The 19,670-nt window shown below is 28.4% G+C and carries 18 protein-coding genes and 1 riboswitch; of the genes, 12 read left to right on the forward strand and 6 right to left on the reverse strand.

Annotated elements, in window-relative coordinates:
- Window positions 1-64: 64 nt before the first annotated feature.
- Complete coding sequence (locus EJL03_RS00350; RefSeq protein WP_125151983.1) at window positions 65-2,410, forward strand: diguanylate cyclase; 2,346 nt, start codon at window positions 65-67, stop codon at window positions 2,408-2,410.
- Window positions 2,411-2,459: 49 nt separating this feature from the next.
- Here EJL03_RS00350 and EJL03_RS00355 read toward each other — a convergent pair whose 3' ends face one another.
- Genes EJL03_RS00355 through EJL03_RS00365 form a run of 3 tightly spaced genes read right to left on the reverse strand, consistent with a single transcriptional unit; the run spans window position 2,460 to window position 4,703 of the window.
- Complete coding sequence (locus EJL03_RS00355; RefSeq protein ID WP_125151984.1) at window positions 2,460-3,149, reverse strand: radical SAM protein; 690 nt, start codon at window positions 3,147-3,149, stop codon at window positions 2,460-2,462.
- A 9-nt stretch (window positions 3,150-3,158) separates the two neighbouring features.
- Window positions 3,159-3,710, reverse strand: coding sequence for an ECF transporter S component (locus EJL03_RS00360; RefSeq protein ID WP_125151985.1), 552 nt, complete (start codon window positions 3,708-3,710; stop codon window positions 3,159-3,161).
- Between the two features lie 33 nt (window positions 3,711-3,743).
- Window positions 3,744-4,703, reverse strand: coding sequence for a nucleoside hydrolase (locus EJL03_RS00365; RefSeq protein WP_125151986.1), 960 nt, complete (start codon window positions 4,701-4,703; stop codon window positions 3,744-3,746).
- 148 nt (window positions 4,704-4,851) lie between these two features.
- Window positions 4,852-4,895, reverse strand: a riboswitch (PreQ1 riboswitch).
- 162 nt (window positions 4,896-5,057) lie between these two features.
- Here EJL03_RS00365 and EJL03_RS00370 point away from each other — a divergent pair.
- The 4 genes from EJL03_RS00370 (at window position 5,058) to EJL03_RS00385 (ending at window position 8,784) form a co-directional block, all read left to right on the forward strand.
- Complete coding sequence (locus EJL03_RS00370; RefSeq protein ID WP_125151987.1) at window positions 5,058-5,339, forward strand: hypothetical protein; 282 nt, start codon at window positions 5,058-5,060, stop codon at window positions 5,337-5,339.
- 118 nt (window positions 5,340-5,457) lie between these two features.
- The gene (locus EJL03_RS00375) at window positions 5,458-5,769 is read left to right on the forward strand and encodes a hypothetical protein (RefSeq protein WP_125151988.1); all 312 of its coding nucleotides are present in this window, start codon (window positions 5,458-5,460) and stop codon (window positions 5,767-5,769) included.
- Between the two features lie 283 nt (window positions 5,770-6,052).
- Window positions 6,053-7,849 carry a methyl-accepting chemotaxis protein gene (locus EJL03_RS00380; RefSeq protein ID WP_125151989.1) on the forward strand — a complete coding sequence of 599 codons (1,797 nt, stop codon included), beginning with the start codon at window positions 6,053-6,055 and terminating at the stop codon, window positions 7,847-7,849.
- A 122-nt stretch (window positions 7,850-7,971) separates the two neighbouring features.
- Window positions 7,972-8,784: an alpha/beta fold hydrolase gene (locus EJL03_RS00385; RefSeq protein ID WP_125151990.1), complete on the forward strand. Its 813-nt coding sequence runs from the start codon at window positions 7,972-7,974 to the stop codon at window positions 8,782-8,784.
- A 124-nt stretch (window positions 8,785-8,908) separates the two neighbouring features.
- Here EJL03_RS00385 and EJL03_RS00390 read toward each other — a convergent pair whose 3' ends face one another.
- The 3 genes from EJL03_RS00390 to EJL03_RS00400 all read right to left on the reverse strand — a co-directional run bounded on the left by EJL03_RS00390 (window position 8,909) and on the right by EJL03_RS00400 (window position 12,664).
- Window positions 8,909-10,168: a GntP family permease gene (locus EJL03_RS00390; RefSeq protein WP_125151991.1), complete on the reverse strand. Its 1,260-nt coding sequence runs from the start codon at window positions 10,166-10,168 to the stop codon at window positions 8,909-8,911.
- 110 nt (window positions 10,169-10,278) lie between these two features.
- Window positions 10,279-11,343 (reverse strand): CdaR family transcriptional regulator, encoded by a 1,065-nt coding sequence (locus EJL03_RS00395; RefSeq protein ID WP_125151992.1) that lies wholly within the window; start codon window positions 11,341-11,343, stop codon window positions 10,279-10,281.
- A gap of 181 nt (window positions 11,344-11,524) precedes the next feature.
- Complete coding sequence (locus tag EJL03_RS00400; protein ID WP_125151993.1) at window positions 11,525-12,664, reverse strand: glycerate kinase family protein; 1,140 nt, start codon at window positions 12,662-12,664, stop codon at window positions 11,525-11,527.
- 267 nt (window positions 12,665-12,931) lie between these two features.
- Here EJL03_RS00400 and EJL03_RS16520 point away from each other — a divergent pair, with 267 nt between their 5' ends.
- The 7 genes from EJL03_RS16520 to EJL03_RS00435 all read left to right on the forward strand — a co-directional run bounded on the left by EJL03_RS16520 (window position 12,932) and on the right by EJL03_RS00435 (window position 19,662).
- Window positions 12,932-13,783 carry a sugar diacid recognition domain-containing protein gene (locus EJL03_RS16520; protein WP_125151994.1) on the forward strand — a complete coding sequence of 284 codons (852 nt, stop codon included), beginning with the start codon at window positions 12,932-12,934 and terminating at the stop codon, window positions 13,781-13,783.
- Between the two features lie 85 nt (window positions 13,784-13,868).
- A complete protein-coding gene (locus EJL03_RS00410; RefSeq protein ID WP_125151995.1) occupies window positions 13,869-15,950 on the forward strand; it encodes a sigma 54-interacting transcriptional regulator in 2,082 nt (693 codons plus the stop codon).
- Window positions 15,951-16,253: 303 nt separating this feature from the next.
- Window positions 16,254-17,252 (forward strand): dihydroxyacetone kinase subunit DhaK, encoded by a 999-nt coding sequence (dhaK, locus tag EJL03_RS00415; RefSeq protein ID WP_125151996.1) that lies wholly within the window; start codon window positions 16,254-16,256, stop codon window positions 17,250-17,252.
- A 14-nt stretch (window positions 17,253-17,266) separates the two neighbouring features.
- Entirely contained in the window at window positions 17,267-17,908 is a 642-nt protein-coding gene (gene dhaL / locus EJL03_RS00420) for a dihydroxyacetone kinase subunit DhaL (protein ID WP_125151997.1), read from the forward strand.
- 33 nt (window positions 17,909-17,941) lie between these two features.
- The gene (gene dhaM / locus EJL03_RS00425; RefSeq protein ID WP_125152435.1) at window positions 17,942-18,334 is read left to right on the forward strand and encodes a dihydroxyacetone kinase phosphoryl donor subunit DhaM; all 393 of its coding nucleotides are present in this window, start codon (window positions 17,942-17,944) and stop codon (window positions 18,332-18,334) included.
- 44 nt (window positions 18,335-18,378) lie between these two features.
- Window positions 18,379-18,639, forward strand: coding sequence for an HPr family phosphocarrier protein (locus EJL03_RS00430; RefSeq protein WP_125151998.1), 261 nt, complete (start codon window positions 18,379-18,381; stop codon window positions 18,637-18,639).
- 282 nt (window positions 18,640-18,921) lie between these two features.
- A complete protein-coding gene (locus tag EJL03_RS00435; protein ID WP_125151999.1) occupies window positions 18,922-19,662 on the forward strand; it encodes a GntR family transcriptional regulator in 741 nt (246 codons plus the stop codon).
- The last annotated feature ends 8 nt before the right edge of the window (window positions 19,663-19,670 follow it).

A 19,670-nucleotide genomic window follows, 5' to 3' on the forward strand; every position in this document is an offset into this window, starting at 1 on the left:
ATTAATAAAAAAGGAAAATATAATGATAATAGACTAGCATTATAATAAATAAAGGAGTGTTACAATGGCTATGATTGCAGTAGATAGTCAGTATAAGTATCAAGCTATTGTAGAAAATATGTTTGATGGCTTTGCTTATCATAAAATAGTGTTAGACGAAGATGAAAAGCCTGTAGACTATATTTTTCTTGAAGTAAACAAACAATTTGAAAATTTAACAGGGCTTAAAAGAGAATATGTAATAGGTAAAAGGTTCACTGAAATTCTACTTCATAGTAAACAAGCAGATTTTTCTACTATAGATATATATGGGAAAATAGCTTTGGAAGGTGGAAGTGCAAAGTTTGATAAGTATTCGGTAATATCTAATAAGTGGTTTTCTATATGTGCCTACAGTTATGAAAAAAATTATTTTGCTACTACATTTATTGATATAACAGATATTAAAAAATTTTCTAACAGGGTGGCAAAACTTTCTAATACTGTATTTAAATATCTAAAATTTCCCTTTGGACAGATAAACTATCAAGCTATTTGTGATGATATGAGGATGATTTCTGATTCCAAATTAGTTACATTAAATTTGTTTAATAAAAGTGATAATAAAATGTGTGTAAAAGCTATTTCAGCAAACGGTGAGTGTATAAAAGATATTCAAAATATATTAGAGTGCAATTTGTTAAAAAAATGTTGGAATATAGATAATATAACAAATAAAATACTTCAAAGTAAAAGGATTATCAGGTTCAATAATATTGATGTATTACTTAAAAATAAAATGAGTTCTAGTGAAATTTCTAGAATTAGAAAAGAGATGAACTTAGGAAATTTTTATGTGGTACCTATTATTCAGGATGACATTTTAATAGGGGATTTTGTTATTGTGGTATCTAAAGGAAAGGAAATTTTTGAACATAATATTATTGAGATTTTTGCAAATAATTTAAGTTATGTTTTGCTTAGAATAGAAATGGAAAAGGAGCTAAAGGAAAAAGAGGAAATATGGAAATTTGCTATTGAGGCAAATGGTGATGGTGTATGGAATTGGAATATAAAGACTAATGAAGTAGCATTTTCTAAGAGATGGAAGGAAATGCTTGGATATAATGAAGATGAAATAAAAGATAATTTTGAAACTTGGATAAAATATATACATCCTGATGATTTGGAGAATGTATATGATTCATTGCATAAGTTATTTAGTAAAGAGATAGAAGTATACAATATAGAATATAAGTTAAAGTGTAAAGATGGAAGTTATTTAAATTGTTTAGCTAGAGGTAAAATAATTAGTTGGGATGAATTTGGTAGACCCTATAGGATGATAGGAACTCATAGTGATATAACTGAACAAAAAAAAGCTTATGAAAAAGTTGTATATTTAAGTTTTCATGATAAATTAACAGGACTGTATAATAGAGCATTTTTTGAGGAAGAGTTAAAACGACTTGATACGGAGAGGCAACTTCCCTTAAGTATCATAATGGGGGATGCTAATGGCTTAAAACTAATTAATGATGCTTTTGGACATGATGTTGGGGACAAATTGATAAGAAAAGTTGCAGATATATTAAAAAATTGTTGTAGGAAAGAGGATATAGTAGCTAGGGTAGGAGGAGATGAATTTGTTATAATGCTCCCTAATGTAGAGAGACAAAAGGCACTTAAAATAGTAGAAAGAATAAAGTTAAACTGTAAAATGGAAATAAGTGATCCTATAAATCCTAATATTTCCTTAGGGGTGGCAACTAAAGACAACATCAATCAAGATATATATAAAATATATAAATTGGCAGAAGAAAGAATGTATAAAAATAAATTAATAGAAAGCAAAAAATTAAAAAATGAAATAATATCTTCACTGACTGAAATGTTAAGAAAAAAAGATTCTAGAATAGAGAAACATAGCAAAAATTTAAGAAGACTCTGTTTAAGAGTTGGAAGGTTGCTACGCTTAAACTATGAGCAATTAGATAAGCTAAAACTTTTAGCTACATTACATGATATAGGGAAAATCGCAATACCAGAGAAAATATTGAAAAAGGAAGGTAAACTAGATGAAATAGAACTTCAGATAATGAAAAAGCATTGTGAAATTGGTTATAGAATAGCATCTTCTTCCCCAGAACTTGTGCCTATAGCGGATTCTATATTGTGTCATCATGAGTATTATGACGGAGGTGGTTATCCACAAGGATTAAGAGGGGAAGAGATTCCCTTATACGCTAGGATAATTTCTGTACTTGATGCTTATGATGATATGACAAGTTATAGACCCTATAGAAAAATAAGGACTAATAAAGAGGCTTTAGAAGAGTTAAAAAAACGTTCAGGTACCCAGTTTGACCCTGTTATAGTAGATGTATTTAGTGAAATAATGTCAAATAAATTTAGAGAAGATAAAGAATAATAATAGCAGGTAAATATTTTTATATTAAAATATTTACCTGCTAAATTAATTAATCCCCTACACCAAAGTCAGTATTTTCATATAAAACTTCTATTTTATCTATATGATTTAAAAATTTATATGAATCTTTGAACCACTTTATTAGATTCTCATCTCTTTTTATATTAGTAGTGTTTTCTGTAAAAATATTAATAGTGGCATACTCAAAATTATTTAAGATAATATCCATATCATTTTGAATCATTTCTTTTGTTTGACCTTTTATTCCTATCATAATACAAACGGATTGAAAGTAACGTAATACATCATTATAATCCTTAAAAGTAGCATTTTTATTTAAAACTTTATTTCTAAAATTGTAATCAAAGGTTTCTACACCTATTTTAAATATTATTGGTATACCAAAATAGGATTTCATTTCTTCTAATTTATCTTTGTAAGCCCAATGACTTTCTAGAAAAAGGATTTTTATATTTTTTTCATAAATTATACTTTTTATTTTTTCTAAAGTTTTTTTGGGAAGTTCAAAACAGCTACCTGAGTTTATAACTTCTAATCTTTTATATTTTCCTGTTATTTTATTTAAAATTTCATAGTTTAGTTTATTGATTTTGTCCTCATTTAATGAATTGTCTTCTATATAATCGCAAAAACTACATTTACCCCAAAAACAAGGGAAGGATTTTAAAAGAACAATTTCTCGGTTATTCTTATTTTCTATAATATTATATCTATCCACTAGATCACCTTACTTTAATTTTACTTTTATATTTAAAGGCATGTATTTAATACATGCCATAGCAATTAGTATAGCTATGGTTTTGTCTAAAATATCGCTAAAAAATTGTACAGAAAACACACTGGTAAAAAGATTTAAACCAGTTCCTCTTAAAAACGCTACTATATAAGAGGATCCTGAAGAGGTAATACCGTTAAATATAAGTGTTGCAATAGGGGCAGATGTAAAGGAAACTGCAAATGAAAGCATTGTTATGCCCAAGGGAAGTTTCATGTAATTAAATAGTTTTTTATTATAAAGAAAGCCACTTACAATGGCTAGTACTATTTGAACAGGTATAAAAAAGAATGAAATAGGATCAAAAGTTGTTGAGGCAACAATGCTTGTTAATATACCAGTTATTATACCTGAAGGTGTTCCCATTAAAAATGTTGATACTATAGTTCCTATAGCATCAAGGTAAACTGGTAATTTTAAATTAGCTGCAACAAATGAACCTGCAATATTTATGTTTGTGCATAAAGCAATAATTATTAAGTGGAATGTAGAGTTTTTTTTCATATGATGATACCCCTAACAATTATATTTTTTATTTTAAAGTATTAAATTAATGTCTTCTTTAAATTCAGGGAATAGACATGTAAAGAAATATTCCATAAATTTATGATTATCTACCTTATTTAAAACATAAGAGTTGGATTTATAACCATAAAAATTTGCTACATCTACAATAGATTGGCCCATTGCAATACCATCTGTTACTATATCTATGTGAGAATAAAATCCGGAGCATATACTGTTATCTATAAAATAGGCTACTGCTAAGGGATCATTAATTACACAACCTAGAGTACGCTCTTGTCTCCAATGAAAATCTACATAAAATTTTGTAATATCTACAATAAACTTAGATAATGAAGTATTAAACTGACTTAAAAGTTCTATGTAATTTGGAGTGAGAATAATTTCTCTTGTTACATCAAGATTAACCATAGTTATTGGAGAGTTTATATTATCATATACGTATTTTGCAGCATGTGGATCAACCCAATAATTAAATTCTGCTACAGGAGAACAATTACCATGGCTTTTAAAAGAGCCGCCCATTGATATAATTTCTTCTACTTTGTTTAAAGTGAAAGCGTCTTTTTTTATAGCTTTAGCTAGATTTGTTAAAGGGCCTAAAGCTATAATACTTATTTTGTCTCCTTTTTTTATAGTTTTAATTATAAAATCCACAGCATTGTAAAAAATATTTGTATTAGAAATGTCAGGTAAAAAAGTTTCTCCAAGACCATCTTTACCATGGGTATCTTCAGCAGTAACAAGTTCTCGCACTAGAGGATATTCCTCACCTATATAAACAGGGATATCAAGTCTATTTAGTAAATTTAATATTTTTAATACATTTTTTGCCCCTTGACAAGCTGGAACATTACCGGAAACTATTGTTATTCCTTGTACATCTAATTTATTTGATTTTAACGCAAGTAATATAGCCAATGCATCGTCGATTCCAGGGTCACAATCTATAATTACTTTTCTTTTTATCATTTTTGCATGTCTCCTTTAATATAATTTGGGATAGAACAGTATTAAAAGTTATATCCAATAGTAATTATTAAAGTAATAAAAATATAACAGAGATAAGGAAGTTACTTTGGATAAAACAAAAAATACTATATCTAAGGATACAGCATTACAATCCTTAGTTTTTTATAGAGGGAGTTTCCGAACCTCTCCTATAAATTTATTTTATATAAATCTATAGAGTTTATATAAGTTTTTCATGTCATATTATAGCATAAAATTTTAGGTGGCTCTAGACTTGATTTAAAAAACATTTTACATTAAATGCTATAATAATAGGAAGTTGTGTGTGGAAAATAAAAATGTGTGGGGGGATATATGATGAAAAGATCGCCAATTGTTAGGGGGATTATAGCACTTGTTATAGTAGTTGCCAGCGTATCATATTGTCATGTGACGCCAGAAATAGCTATTAGAAGTAATTTGTTTTTTAAAGGATATAGAAAAGAGGCTATAAGTACACAAGTATATAAAATAAGGGAAGAAAGCAATTCTAAAAAAATTTATACATGTAGGAATCCTAAGGTAGGAGCCAAATATTATGTATTAAAAAAGAAGAATTTGGGTTTATGGTTTATAGATTGGAATGAAGTAAAATAGAGCGTAATGGTAAAGTAAAAAAGGGAAAAAGATAATTATGTAGAATATATATTTGTAGAATATAGTAGTTTAATCTTAAATTAAAACGACAAAAATTTTAGAAAGGTAGATGATTTATATGGAAAAATATATAGAGTTTAAATATGGTGATACAGAGCAATTTTTACAATATGAACCAGGGGACAAAATGGAGTTTAAATTTCCTTCAGGAGCAATATTTTTTGTTGGTAGTAATGAAGGAATGGTATTTTGCAATAAAATAAATATATTTAAAGAGGAAGCAGGAAATCAAGTCCATACTAAAATTCAACTTTCAAATAACGAAGAGATGGTAGGTGTTTTTTTTGCGGATCCAGAAAAAAAATTACAAGTAATATTATCTTCAGACGATACTGTATTCAAAGCTGTATTTATTTATAATGAGCTTTAATTGAAAATATTTATTAATGTATAATTTTATAAAAGCTAGTAAGAAATAATCTTGCTAGTTTTTACATTTTATATTAAAAAAGGGTTGGTGTGCAAATAATTTTATAGCACTGTTATAAATATTCTAAATTAATACATAATTATGGAGATAAACCACGCAATTATGGATATTATATCTAAAAAATAGAAAATTTTCTATATATATGTTGAAAGTTGGTAAAAATACCTATATAATATAATAAATTAATGATGATAGATTGTATATAAAAGAGGGGAGGAGCAAATTGAAAGCAAAACAGTTATTTTGGAAATTAACTACTAATTTAGAGACTATAACTTACTCAGTAGTTATGCCAGTTGCTATTATAGGTACCTTTGTTATAGGAGATTTTAAAGGAGACAGATTATTACCGGGAACTCTTTCTTTAATTTTGGCAATACTTTTTAATATTTTTGTTGGGATAAGCATAAGAAAGAAAACCTTATTTGATAATTTAAAATTATTATATGCAGATAAACACCTTGAGGATGAAGAATGCTTAAAAATAAAAATAAGTTTGCTTAAGTTTCCTCTAAGAGAAGGTTTAACTATGTCTTTTAGATGGGCACTTGGAGTTCCAAGTATAATGCTTATAGCTAACATATTTATGTCTATAACATGGAAACAATATTTTGTATCTTTTATAATTGGATTATGTTTATCATTTATAGGCTTTATGACTAATTATCTTAATTCTGAAAAATTACTAATAGATATTTTTCTAGAAAAAAAATTAAACTCTTATGAAATTGATGAGAGTAATTATATTAAGTTTACTTTGGGTAATAAAATATATTCTTTTGTTTTTAGTATTTTAATATTACTATCCTTCACTTATGTATATATAACATATGCCATTTCCCAAGGTTTGTTTACATATTTTAAAACTTATATATATTATATCTTTGGGTTTTTAATGATGTTTTATGTAGTTACTGTATATATATATATATTTGTGGATAACATACGAAAAAATATAAAGCATATAGAAGTAGCAGTTAACAAAATAGCAGAAAAAGACTTAACTGTAGAAATTGCAAGGATTACTTCTGATGAGATAGGTAATATAGGAAAAGATATTTATATAATGAAACAAAGTTTTAATAAATTTATTCAGGGTATTTTAACACAAGCGGAAAGTACTCTTAAATTTTCAGAGGAATTATCTAAAAGTTCGGAAACTACTGCTTTTTCAATAAAAGAAGTTGCAACTTCTGTAAATGATTTAACTAAAGGTTCTTCAATTCAAGCACAGGATTCGCAAAAAGCAGTGGAAAAACTCTTAACATTAGGTAAGGAAATAGAAAATAGTAATAATAATTCAAATAATGTAAGAACTAATATAATTAAAACTGGAGAAGCGTCAAAAGAGGGTATAGATGCTGTAAATAATTTGGTTGAAAAGTTTGATGAAAATATAAATATCTCCAATAAAATAACAAAAAATATTAAGGAGTTATCTTTAAAATCATCTTCCATAGGTGAAATAGTAGGTACAATAAATAATATTGCAAATGAGACTAATTTACTTGCATTAAATGCTAGTATAGAGGCGGCAAGAGCAGGTGAAGCAGGAAAAGGGTTTTCAGTTGTAGCAGATCAAATAAAGAAGTTAGCAGAGCAAACGGATTTAGCCACTAAAAATGTAAAATCTATAATTGAAGAAATGCAAAATGAGATAGAAAGAGCTGAAACAAATGGTAAAAAAGCAGAGGTAATTTTAAAAAATACTTCCCAAGCTTCTAATAAAGCAATAAATTCTTTCCATACTATAAATAGTTCAGTAGAAAAGACTATAAATATGGTTTATATACTTACGGAAAGTATGAAGAATATTGATGAGGAGAAAAATCATGTATATTCTTTTATGGAGAATATATCTAGTGTTTCTGAACAAGGGGCGTCATCTACGGAGGAGGTTAATTCCATAGTAGAGGAACAAACTGTTACTATGGAAAGGTTGTCTTCTATGTCAAATAATTTAGAAAAGCTTGCACAAAAATTAAAAGATGAAGTCAATAATTTTATACTATCAAATTAAGTATTTATGTAAATTAATATTATTTTATGTAGACATAATAAAGGTTATCTAATATATCTATCAATTACTAAATGTTAGATATATAAAATAGAATAAATAAAATTTTAAATGAGGTGTGTTTTATGGCTTATTTTTTAACAGATGATAATATGAAAATTTTTTATGAAGTAAAGGGTCAGGGGAAACCGATAGTTTTTATTCACGGATGGACATGTAATCATATGTTTTTTAAAAAGCAAGTAGAAGAATTAAGTAAACATTATCAGGTCATAACTTATGATTTAAGAGGGCATGGTTTTTCAGAGAGGCCTGAAAATGGACTTACTATGGAAAGAATGGCTAAAGATTTAAGAAATCTTATAGAGTTTTTGAATTTAGAAGAAGTAACTGTTGCAGGGTGGTCTATGGGAACCACAATAATTTTAGAGTATGTAAGGCAATTTAGTTGTGATAAGTTAGGAAAGATTTGTTTCATAGATATGACACCTAAGGTTGTTGCAGAGGGAGATTGGCATAGGGGACTTTTTGGTGATTTCTCATATAAAGATAATTTGAATCATATTGCTAATGCGGCTTCGGACTGGCCAAAATTAATCGAAAGTTTTGTCCCATCACTATTTGCAACATCAGGTTGTAGAATTGAGGAAGATATAAAATGGGTTTATGAACAAGTAAGAAAAAATACTCCTCATGTAGTAGTGGATTGTTGGGTATCTATGTCTAAACAAGATTATAGAGAGGAACTTAAAAAAATAACTGTACCTTGCTTAATAACAAGGGGAGAAGAAAGTGCATTTTGTACAAAGGATACTTGTGAGTATATGAATAAGAAAATTAATAAATCAAAGTGGATTGATTATTCAAAATGTGGTCATATATTGTTTATGGAAGAAGCAAAAAAGTTTAATAAAGATATTTTGGAGTTTGTTGGTTAATAAATTAGTATATAGTATTTAAAAGGACTGTCCCATAAAATAGGATATGACAGTCCTTTTATTGTGTAAGAGTATTTTATTAAAATATATTTTAATGAAATACTCTTAATTAATAATATTTAGCTTATTTTAAAAATACTCCAAATATTATAGTTGAAACTATGGTCATTACTAATCCTATTAAGGACTCGTAAGGTATGAGTTTTAATCTTTCTTTCATGTTCATAGAAACACTACCACCTGTTGCATGAAAAAAGCTACCATGAGGTAAATGATCTAAAACCGTAGCACCAGAATGAATCATAGCTGCTGCAGAAAGAGCAGGTACTCCTAAGGAAATAATTGTTTTACCAAAAACAGAACTTGCCACGGCAGTACCAGATGTGGTAGAAGCCGTAACACCTGACATTAAAACTCCTGAGATTGGAGCTAGGTCATAGGCTGGCAAACCAGAGATTGTTAGTCCAGATATTATAAGATCTTTTAAGGCGGAGTTGGCAATTATTCCTGCTATGGTACCAGTACCTATAAGAAGTATAGCAACTCCACTCATTTTTGATAGACCTGAAATACTGTAAGAGTTTAGGTTTTTAAATTTTCCCATACATAATGCACCTATTATACCACCTAATGGAAGGGCTATAAGAGGATCGATAGAAATACCGTATAAAGGTCTTAAGGCTAATAATATAATTGCTATTAAAGGTCCTATTATAGATGAAATAAAGGAAGGTTTATTTTCACAAAATCCAGATAAATCTTCTTTTTTTATAAAGGTACCCTTATTAGTTAACTTTTTAGCTAATAAAATTGTAATTATTATACCGAATATTGATGGTATAAATCCAGCTCCCATTAAAGAGGTAAGAGGAATGTTAAATGTGTTTGCAGCGGATATGGTATTTGGATTAGGGGAAATAATATTTCCGGCTTTTCCTCCTCCTATCATAGCTAATAGTATAGCAGGCTTTGAAATTTTACTGCGATATGCAATAGCAAGCGCTATTGGGGAAACAGTTATAACAGCCACGTCAATAAATACTCCTACAGCAGTTAATATGTAGGTTGCTAGAGTCAAGGCAATTAGAGAATTGGAGTCACCTATTTTTTTTACAATAGTTTCTGAAATTTTGGCAGCAGCTCCAGACTCAATTAGAACACCTGCTAAAACACCTGCTGTAACTATTCGTAAGATTGCAGGCATTATACTTTTTGCACCATCGATCATTAATTCAACGGTGCCTACAAGACCTGCTCCACCTATTAGACCACCTATTAAAGAACCTAGTATTAAACTGTAAGCAGGATGAGCTTTTTTAATAATAAGTATTATTGCAATTGATAGTCCTATTATTGCACCTAATGCAGTTACTTGCATAGTTATCCCTCCTTATATTTTTCAGACTATATTAAATATTGTAAAATTATAGTCTGTTTTTAACATCAGTCATATGATTAATAAAAAAAAATATTTTTAGTGCATATGAACAAAGGTTAAAGTTTGGAGACTATGTATGCTGTGTAAAGCTCTAACAGATCTAAAAGTTTTTTAGGATCTTTATTAGTTAGTTCATGTATTTTTTCAAGTCTATAATTAAGTGTATTTCTATGTATGTGAAGTTTATCTGCAGTGGAATGTAATTCCCCATTGTTATTTATATAAGTTATTAGGGTTTTTAGTAAATTAGCCTGTTTTCCTTCTTTTTCCAACTTATTTATAAATATAATAAATCTTTCTTCTCCTTTAAAATTTGATAATGTTGAAATAAAGGATAAATTTTTATATGAGTATATTCTTTGTTTATCATAAAGTTTTTTACCTATGTTTATAGAATTAATAGCTTGTTTAACAGATATACCTATTATTTCTTCTTTAAGTCCAATCCCAGCAATAATATTAAAATTAGTATGATTATTTATAAAATTATAAAGACGTTTTTCAATTAAGTTATCGTATTTTACGAATAAACATATACTTGAACTACTTAAGGTAACATTAAATTCATAAGACTCTAGAAATTCTAGTAAGGAATTTTTTATTTTATCATTATATTTTTCGTGAAACTTTAATACTATAGCAACTAGTGGCATTTCTAAATTTATTCCCAAAGAGAGGCTTTTTTCTTTTAATGACTTTGAATAGGGGGAAGTATTATAAGCTAATTCATGCAAAATTTCTTCTTTATGACGTTCATAAATTTTTCTTTTATTAAATGAATATTCTTGGTTTATCAAAAGTTCTGCTGTAACCCTAACCAATTCACCAAAGGGTCTAACTTCATCGGGAGCTCCTGTTATTCCGATAACTCCAATGGATTTATTATTAAATACTATAGGAGTGTTCACACCGGGTTTAACCCCTCTCCAAGGAGTGTATATTTCCACCATTTTTTGTTTAGATAGTGCCTCAAGTGCACCTTCGTGTAGAGTATGAAGCCTTTTTAAATCCCCACTACCTATTATAATTCCATGTTCATTCATAATATTTATATTATAAGGAAGTATTTCCATCATTTTATGAGATATATTTTGTGCTAACTGTTCATTTAAATGTATCATATAGTTAGATTCTCCTTTTTAGCATGTTAAAATATAAGTTTATTTAAGGAATGTATATATTTTATTGATTTATGGATAAGTTTAAAAAATATATTTTATAAAAGGAACTTTCTTTTATAAGAAAGTTCCTTTTATATTATTATATCATCGTTATATTTGGTAATATCTTAAATAAGTTTAATTAATTCACAGTAAATAAATTTATGAGTCTAGCTATATTCTCACAGGTTCTTTCAATATTTTCTTTTCCATTAATTAAAGCTTCTTCTAAGGACATGGCTTCAGGAAGTATTCCAAAAATAGAATTTATTCCATAATCATAAAGATTATCATAACCATCTCCCAGTTTGCCAGCTAAAACTATAACTGGTTTATTATATTTTTTACTTAGTAAAGATACTCCATAGGGTGTTTTTCCAAATTGGGTTTGATTATCTATTGCTCCTTCGCCAGTTAGTACGAAATCAGCATTCATAATTTTGTCTTCTAGTTTAGTGTATTTAATTACTAATTCAATACCTTTTTCTAAATTAGCAGATAAAAAAGCCATAAGACCTGCACCTAATCCTCCTGCAGCACCAGATCCTGGAACTTTTTCTATATCTATATTAAGATGCTTTTTTATAATTTTAGAATAGTGCATTAGATTACTATCTAGAGTTTTAACCATTTCTTCTGTAGCCCCTTTTTGTGGTCCAAATATATAAGATGCTCCATTTATGCCAGTTAGGGGATTTGTAACATCGCAAGCTACGTCAATATCTATATTGTTTAATCTAGAATCTAGATTTGATAAATCAATGGTACATAATTTGTTTAGGTTACCTCCACCAAATTCCAAATCTCTCCCAGAATGGTCCAGTAATTTTCCGCCTAAGGCTTGAATCATTCCTGCGCCACCATCATTAGTGGCACTTCCTCCAATTCCAATAAATATATGTTTAACTTTTTTATCTAATGCGCATTTTATTAGTTCTCCAGTACCATAAGTAGTTGTAATAAAAGGATTTCTATTTTCTTTTTTTATATGATGAAGACCACTAGCACTAGCCATTTCGATTATGGCAGTTTCTCTATCTCCAAGTATTCCAAATTTAGATAAAACTTTATTCCCAAGAGGGCCTGTTACTTCGGTATTATATATTTCCCCATTTGTAGCCTCTATTAAAGACTCAACAGTTCCTTCTCCACCGTCTGCCATAGGTACTTTTATATATTGGGCGGAGGGAAAAATTTTCTTAAATCCTTTTTCCATACAATCAGCCACTTCTTTTGCTGTCATACTTTCCTTAAAAGAATCTGGGGCCAACACAAATTTCATATAAATCAATCTTCCTTTCTAAATATATCCTAAATTAGAATCTATATAAAAATTATAAAATAATAAATAAGATTTAACATTATGCAAATGATTAACTATTAAAAATATTGTTTTGTTCAATTGAACAAAAAAAACTGCATACTTGTTTAAGTAATTATATATATGAACATAAATTAATACATAAATTGACAATAAATTCTCATTGATATATTATTTACTAGATAAAAAGAAAAATACAAAATTATATTATAATAGGGGGAATATGAGATGGAATGGAAACATAAAATACCTAAGGATTTAGCAGAAAAAACTGTTGAGATGCTTTATAATATTACTGGTAAAAATGTAAATATAATGGGAGAGGGAGGAATTATTATAGCTACGGCCCAAAAAGAAAGATTAGGTAAGGTACATGAAGTAGCTAAAAATATAATAGAGGGAAAACTAGGTGCTTCATCTATAAAGGTGGAGGAGGCTGAAAAACTTCAAGGGGTTTTTCCCGGCTATAATGGACCTATAAAAGTAAATGGTAAAATAATAGGATGTATTGGGCTTACAGGAGATCCAGAAATAGTGAAACCTTTGCAAAAGTTGGCTTCTAAGATTATTGAAGATGAAATAAATAAAAGATATGATGAAAAAAATAAAGAAAATATGATTGAAAATGTTTCAAATAAAATACGAGAACTTTCGGCTATAGTTGAAAAAATTGTTAATTCATCTGAAGAGATTGCCTATAAGGGTAAGGATATTCAAGGAATTGCTAAAAATTTAGAGGATGAAATAAGTAGTATAAATAAAGTTTTAGAGTTTATAAAAAACATTGCAAGACAGACAAATCTTTTAGGGCTTAATGCAGCTATAGAAGCTTCAAGAGCAGGTGAGGCAGGAAAAGGATTTTCAGTGGTTGCTAATGAAATACGTAAACTCTCTTTAAATTCTTCAACATCATTAAAAGATATTGAAGAAATTCTTGATAGGATAAAAGGATTTATACTAAATGTATCAAATACCATAGATGATAATATAAGTAAAACAGAAAAACAGGTCACTGGACTTGGACAAGTTGAAAAAAACATGATGGATATACAAAATGAAATTATAAAAATAAACAAATAATTGAATAAATTCATTTTACAGACAATTATCTCAAGTGTATTATATATATAGTGAGTTTTTTAATATATAACTTGGGGGTAACATTATGATACTAAGAAAGACTATTACTATTAAACATGAAAAAGGACTCCATGCACGTGTTTCTGCAATGGTTGTAAATAAAGCTAATGAAATGGAAAAAAAATTTAATGTAAGAATATACATAATATGTAAAAATGACTTTAAGATTCCTGCTACTAGCATTATGATGATTATAGGGTCTAAAATAAAGAAAGATGAAGAAATAGTTGTAGAGGTTATAGGAGACGAAGTAGCGATTCCATTGGAAATTATGTGTACATTTTTACAAGGGGATTTCGATATAAAAAGTGAAAAAGATATAAACAAAATAGATAATATAATAAATGAAAATACTATTACACTAGAGCATATTATAGATAGCATGGTCAATGGAGTTATAGCTGTTGATGAAAATAATATTATAACAGTGTGTAATTCTTCAGCAGAGAAAATGTTAGATATTAATATAAAAAATATAATTGGAAAAAATATAAGAGAAATTGTACCTGATACTAGATTGGATATAATAAATAAGACTAGAAAAGCGGAACTTACTTCTAAAATTAAAATTGGTAAATATACAGTTTTAGCTAACAGGACTCCTATTTTTATAAATAATCATCCTAAGGGTGCTGTAGCAATTTTTGAAGATATTTCTATGCTGGAAAAAATAACAGGAGAGTTTTTTAAAGTAAAGGAGCTTAAAGAGCAATTACAACTTATTTTAGAGTCTGTTCAAGATGGTATTTGTGTTTTAAATAGGGAAGGAATTATAAATTATGTTAATTCAGCTTATTTAAGAATATTAAATCAACAAAAAGATGAAATTATAAATAAACACATAGATAAGATATCACCAAATGGAGTAAGAAAAAAAGTACTGGAAAATGGAGAGAAAATTTTAGGAGCAATTAGGCACAAAGATAATGGAATAAATGTTGTATCAAGTGTAAGTCCTATAATCATTGATGGAGAGGTGCAGGGAGTAGTTTCTGTTGTCAAAAAATTAACAGAAATTCAAGAGCTTTATGAGAAACTAAATAAAGTATCTCATAAAGCTGAGTATTTAGAAGATGAACTTTTAAGAACTAAAAAACCAGATTCATCTTTTAAAAAATTTAAAGGTAAAAGTGGGAATGTATTAGATGCTTTAGCTTTAGCTACAAAAGCGGCAAGAAGTAATGCTACAGTTCTTATTAGAGGGGAAAGTGGTACAGGTAAAGAACTTATTGCAGAAGGAATACATTATGCAAGTCAAAAATCATTGGGTCCTTTTATAAGGGTAAATTGTGCTTCAATTCCTGTTAATTTAATAGAAAGTGAATTATTTGGACATGAAAAGGGAGCTTTTACTGGAGCAGTAAAGAGAAAACTTGGTAAGTTTGAGTTAGCTAATAATGGTACTATATTTTTAGATGAAATAGGTGAGCTTGAAAAAAGCTTGCAAGCAAAAATATTAAGGGTCATACAAAATAGGGAAATTCAAAGAGTAGGTGGTGAAGATACACTTAAAGTAGACGTAAGAATAATAGCTGCAACTCATAGAAATTTAGAACTAATGATAAAGAAGGGAGAATTTAGAGAGGATTTATATTATAGATTGAATGTTATTCCTATTATACTTCCACCTTTAAGAGAAAGAAAAGAAGATATACCTTTATTAATAGAACATTTTATTAATAAGATAAAAGGGAATAATAAAATAGAAGGGATAAATAGACAAGCAATAAATATTCTTATTAATTATAATTGGCCTGGAAATGTAAGAGAACTTGAAAACGTTATAGAAAGGGTGTTGGCTTTAACAGATAATAAAATTATAAGTGTAGAAGATCTCCCTTTATATATTAAAGAAAATAAGCAAAAGCAGGTATATTTTGAGGAAGAAGAAGATTACAAAAAGGAAAGTATAATAAATATTATTAAAGAGGAAGAAATTCTTCCTATGAGGGAATATGAAAAGATTATAATAGGAAAGGCTTTAGAAAAATATGGAAGTTTCAATGCGGCAGGAAAAGCATTGGGAATAACTCATAGAACTGTTGCAATGAAAGCTAGACAATATGGGATAGAAAAAGTTACTCTTTGGAGAAAAAATGAGAGATGATATTTATATGTTCTAAAGAATAAAAACTGGGTATAAGTTTAATAATAAATAATATATTAAGGGAATTGATAAAAATATTACTAACTGATAAAAAATATCAATATGATATATTTTATCAATAACTTTATGAGTAATAATACAAAGAAAATTCTATATTGTAAGTGGAATATATAGTTTTAAAGGGGATAAGTATTAAAAATGAAGAATTTACAGAAAATTTATCTTATTGGCACGATTTTTGCTTATTTAAGTATATAACTTAAAATTTAAAAAAATTATTTAATTTTAAGGAGGAGTATAAATATGAAAAAGTTGATTAATAATCCGGAATATGTAGTTGAGGATATGATAAAGGGAATGGTTGCCGCCCATCCAGAATATATTAAAAAATTAGATCAGGGAAATATTATAGTAAGAAAAGACTCACCTATAGAAGGAAAGGTTGCACTAGTTAGTGGTGGAGGAAGTGGACATGAACCAGCTCACGGTGGATATGTAGGATTAGGCATGTTAAATGCTGCTGTGGCTGGAGCTGTGTTTACATCACCAACTCCAGATCAAGTATATGAAGCCATTAAGGCAGTGGATGGTGGTAAGGGAATACTTCTTATAGTAAAAAATTATAGTGGAGATGTAATGAATTTTGATATGGCAAAGGAAATGGCAGAGATGGATGGAATAAAGGTAGAAAGTGTGGTTGTAAACGATGATGTAGCTGTAGAAAATAGTACTTATACTGCTGGAAGAAGGGGAATTGCAGGAACAGTATTTGTTCATAAGATAGCAGGGGCAAAGGCAGAAGAAGGTGCTATGTTATCTGAAGTAAAAAGAGTGGCAGAAAAAGTTATAACAAATGTACGTAGTATGGGAATGGCATTAACCCCATGTACAGTACCGGCAGCAGGGAAACCTAACTTTACTTTAGATGAGGATGAAATAGAGATAGGAATGGGGATACACGGAGAACCAGGAACTCATAGAGAAAAGATAAGAACTGCAGATGAAATAGCACAGCAGTTAGTTAATAAAATATTAGATGATATGCCTTTGGATAAAAATAATGAAGTGGCGGTTATGATTAACGGTCTTGCAGGAACTCCTTTAATGGAACTATATATTATAAATAAAAAGGTTAGTGAAATTTTAAAAGAAAGAGAAATTAAAGTTTATAAGACTTTTGTAGGTGAATATATGACATCATTAGAAATGTCAGGATGTTCAGTAACAATATTAAAACTTGATAGTGAAACTAAAAAGTTGTTAGATGCACAAGCTGACACACCAGGTTTTAAAATTTATTAATAAGGAGTGACAGTATGAGTATTAATAGTACACAGTTAGTCCAAATCTTAAGTAAAATTAATATGATAATGGAAGAGAAAAAGCTATATTTAAGTGAATTGGATGGTGCAATTGGTGATGGGGATCATGGACTGAATATGAGTAAAGGATTTAAAGCAGTTGAAGAGAAAATTAAAGAGGAAGATTCAAGTGACATAGGGAATATTTTAAAAAAGGCAGGCATGGCTCTAGTTTTAAATGTAGGAGGAGCTTCAGGACCACTTTATGGAACAGCCTTTATGAAAGCTGCTACATGCGTAAATGGGAAATCATCAATTGATATAGTTGACTTTTATAATATGCTTTATGAAGGTTTAAAAGGTATTAAACAAAGAGGAAAAAGTGATAAAGGTGATAAAACAATGATAGATGCTATTGAACCAGCATTAGAGGAACTAAAAAAGGGAATAGAATCTAAAGAAGATAGTATAAAAATTTTGGAGAAGGTTAAAGAATCTTCCTTAAAGGGAATGGAAAATACTAAAAATATTATAGCTAAAAAAGGAAGAGCAAGTTATTTAGGGGAAAGGAGTATAGGTCACCAAGATCCTGGAGCTACATCAAGTTTTTATATATTAAATACAATTTATGAAGAAGTAAAAAAAATTAGTAAATGATATTATACAACATAAAGGCAAGGAGAGATGAATTTGGTAGGAATAGTAGTTGTATCCCATAGTAGTAAAATTGCACAAGGAGTTAAAGAATTAGCAGAGCAAATGGCTTCAACAGTACCAATTGCTACAGCAGGAGGAACCAATGACCAAAGAATTGGCACTGATGTAGAGAAAATAACTGAGGCTATTAATGAAGTATATTCAGAGGATGGAGTAATAATATTATTTGATTTGGGAAGTGCATTTATGAATGCTGAAATGGCTATAGAATTTTTAGATGAAGAAAAAAAAGCTAAGGTTAAGATAGTAGATGTTCCTTTAGTAGAAGGTGCAGTAGCAGCAGTAGTAGAATCAAGTATAAGTAAAAATATTGATGAAATGTTAGAAATATTAAAACCAATGGCTATTGGTAAAATTTCTAATTAAAATAAAATAATTTAAATTTAATTAAAGGGAGGTAGCTAGTAGGAATGCTAGAAAGAAAACTTATAATTCAAAATGAAACAGGTATTCATGCAAGACCTGCAGGTAAAATAGTTAAGGAGGCATGTAAGTATAGATCTACAATAACATTTAAAAAAGGGGAAGCCTCATTTAATGCTAAAAGTATAATAAATCTTATGTCTATGGCAGCAGCAAAAGGCGATGAAGTAGTATTAATAGCAAATGGAGAAGATGAAGAGGTTGCTATTAAAAACATGTCACAATTAATATTAAACAATCTGGAATAATTTTAAATAAAAATTGCTTTGAGTGTAAAGTTTAACATTCAAAGCAATTTTTATATCTATAATTAAATTATAATAATTAATGTAAAAAAATTCAATTAATATAGGATAAAATATAATATATAAGTTTATTTGTGTAAAAAAAATATGATATTTTAAGAAATAATAATAATTTTTTTAAAAATAAGAAGGAATTTACAATAATGTGTAGAATAATACAATTACAGAAGTGGTAATTACATCGTAACGTCATTATGTAATTCTAATATGTATTAGGAGGCAGCTATGAATAGATTAAGAAATAATCCACCTATTCCACTATATTATACCCTAGTTGAATATATAAAAAAACAGATAATAGAAGAGGAGTTAAAACCAGGAGAAACTATTCCTTCTGAAAGGGAATTAATAAGCACATTTAGTTTAAGTAGGACTACAGTAAGAAAGGCAATAGATGTTTTGGTAAATGATGGATTGTTAATAAAAGTGCAAGGAAAAGGTACCTTTGTTCAAAATAAAAAAATAAATGATGGATTGATAAAACTTACAAGCTGTACAGAAAGTATAAAAAATATGGGATTAGAACCTAGTAGAAGAATAATTAAATGTGGAATTAACATTCCTATTAAATGTATAGGAGAAAAGCTTCAATTAAAAGAAGATGAAAAAGTTTTTGAGTTAGAAAGAGTACTCTATGGAGATGACGCACCAATAAATGTAACTAAATCTTTTACTTCATATAAATATATTAAAGGTGTAGAAGAATATAATTATGAAAAGGAATCGTTATATAACGTATTGGAAACAAAGTTAAATATAAAAATAATTCACTCAGTTAGGACAATAGAAGCTGTACTTGCTAGTGAGAAAGACTCTGAATTATTAAATATTAATATAGGAAGTCCTATATTAATATTTAATGGTGTAGTTTATGGGGAAGTAAGTGGTAAGGAAGTACCAATAGAATATTTTGTAGCTAGATATAGATGTGATAAAACTAAATTTTATATAGAACAGGTGAGATAGCTTTATAT

Source organism: Clostridium rectalis (assembly GCF_900626095.1).
Taxonomy (GTDB): Bacteria; Bacillota; Clostridia; order Clostridiales; family Clostridiaceae; genus Clostridium_AS; species Clostridium_AS rectalis.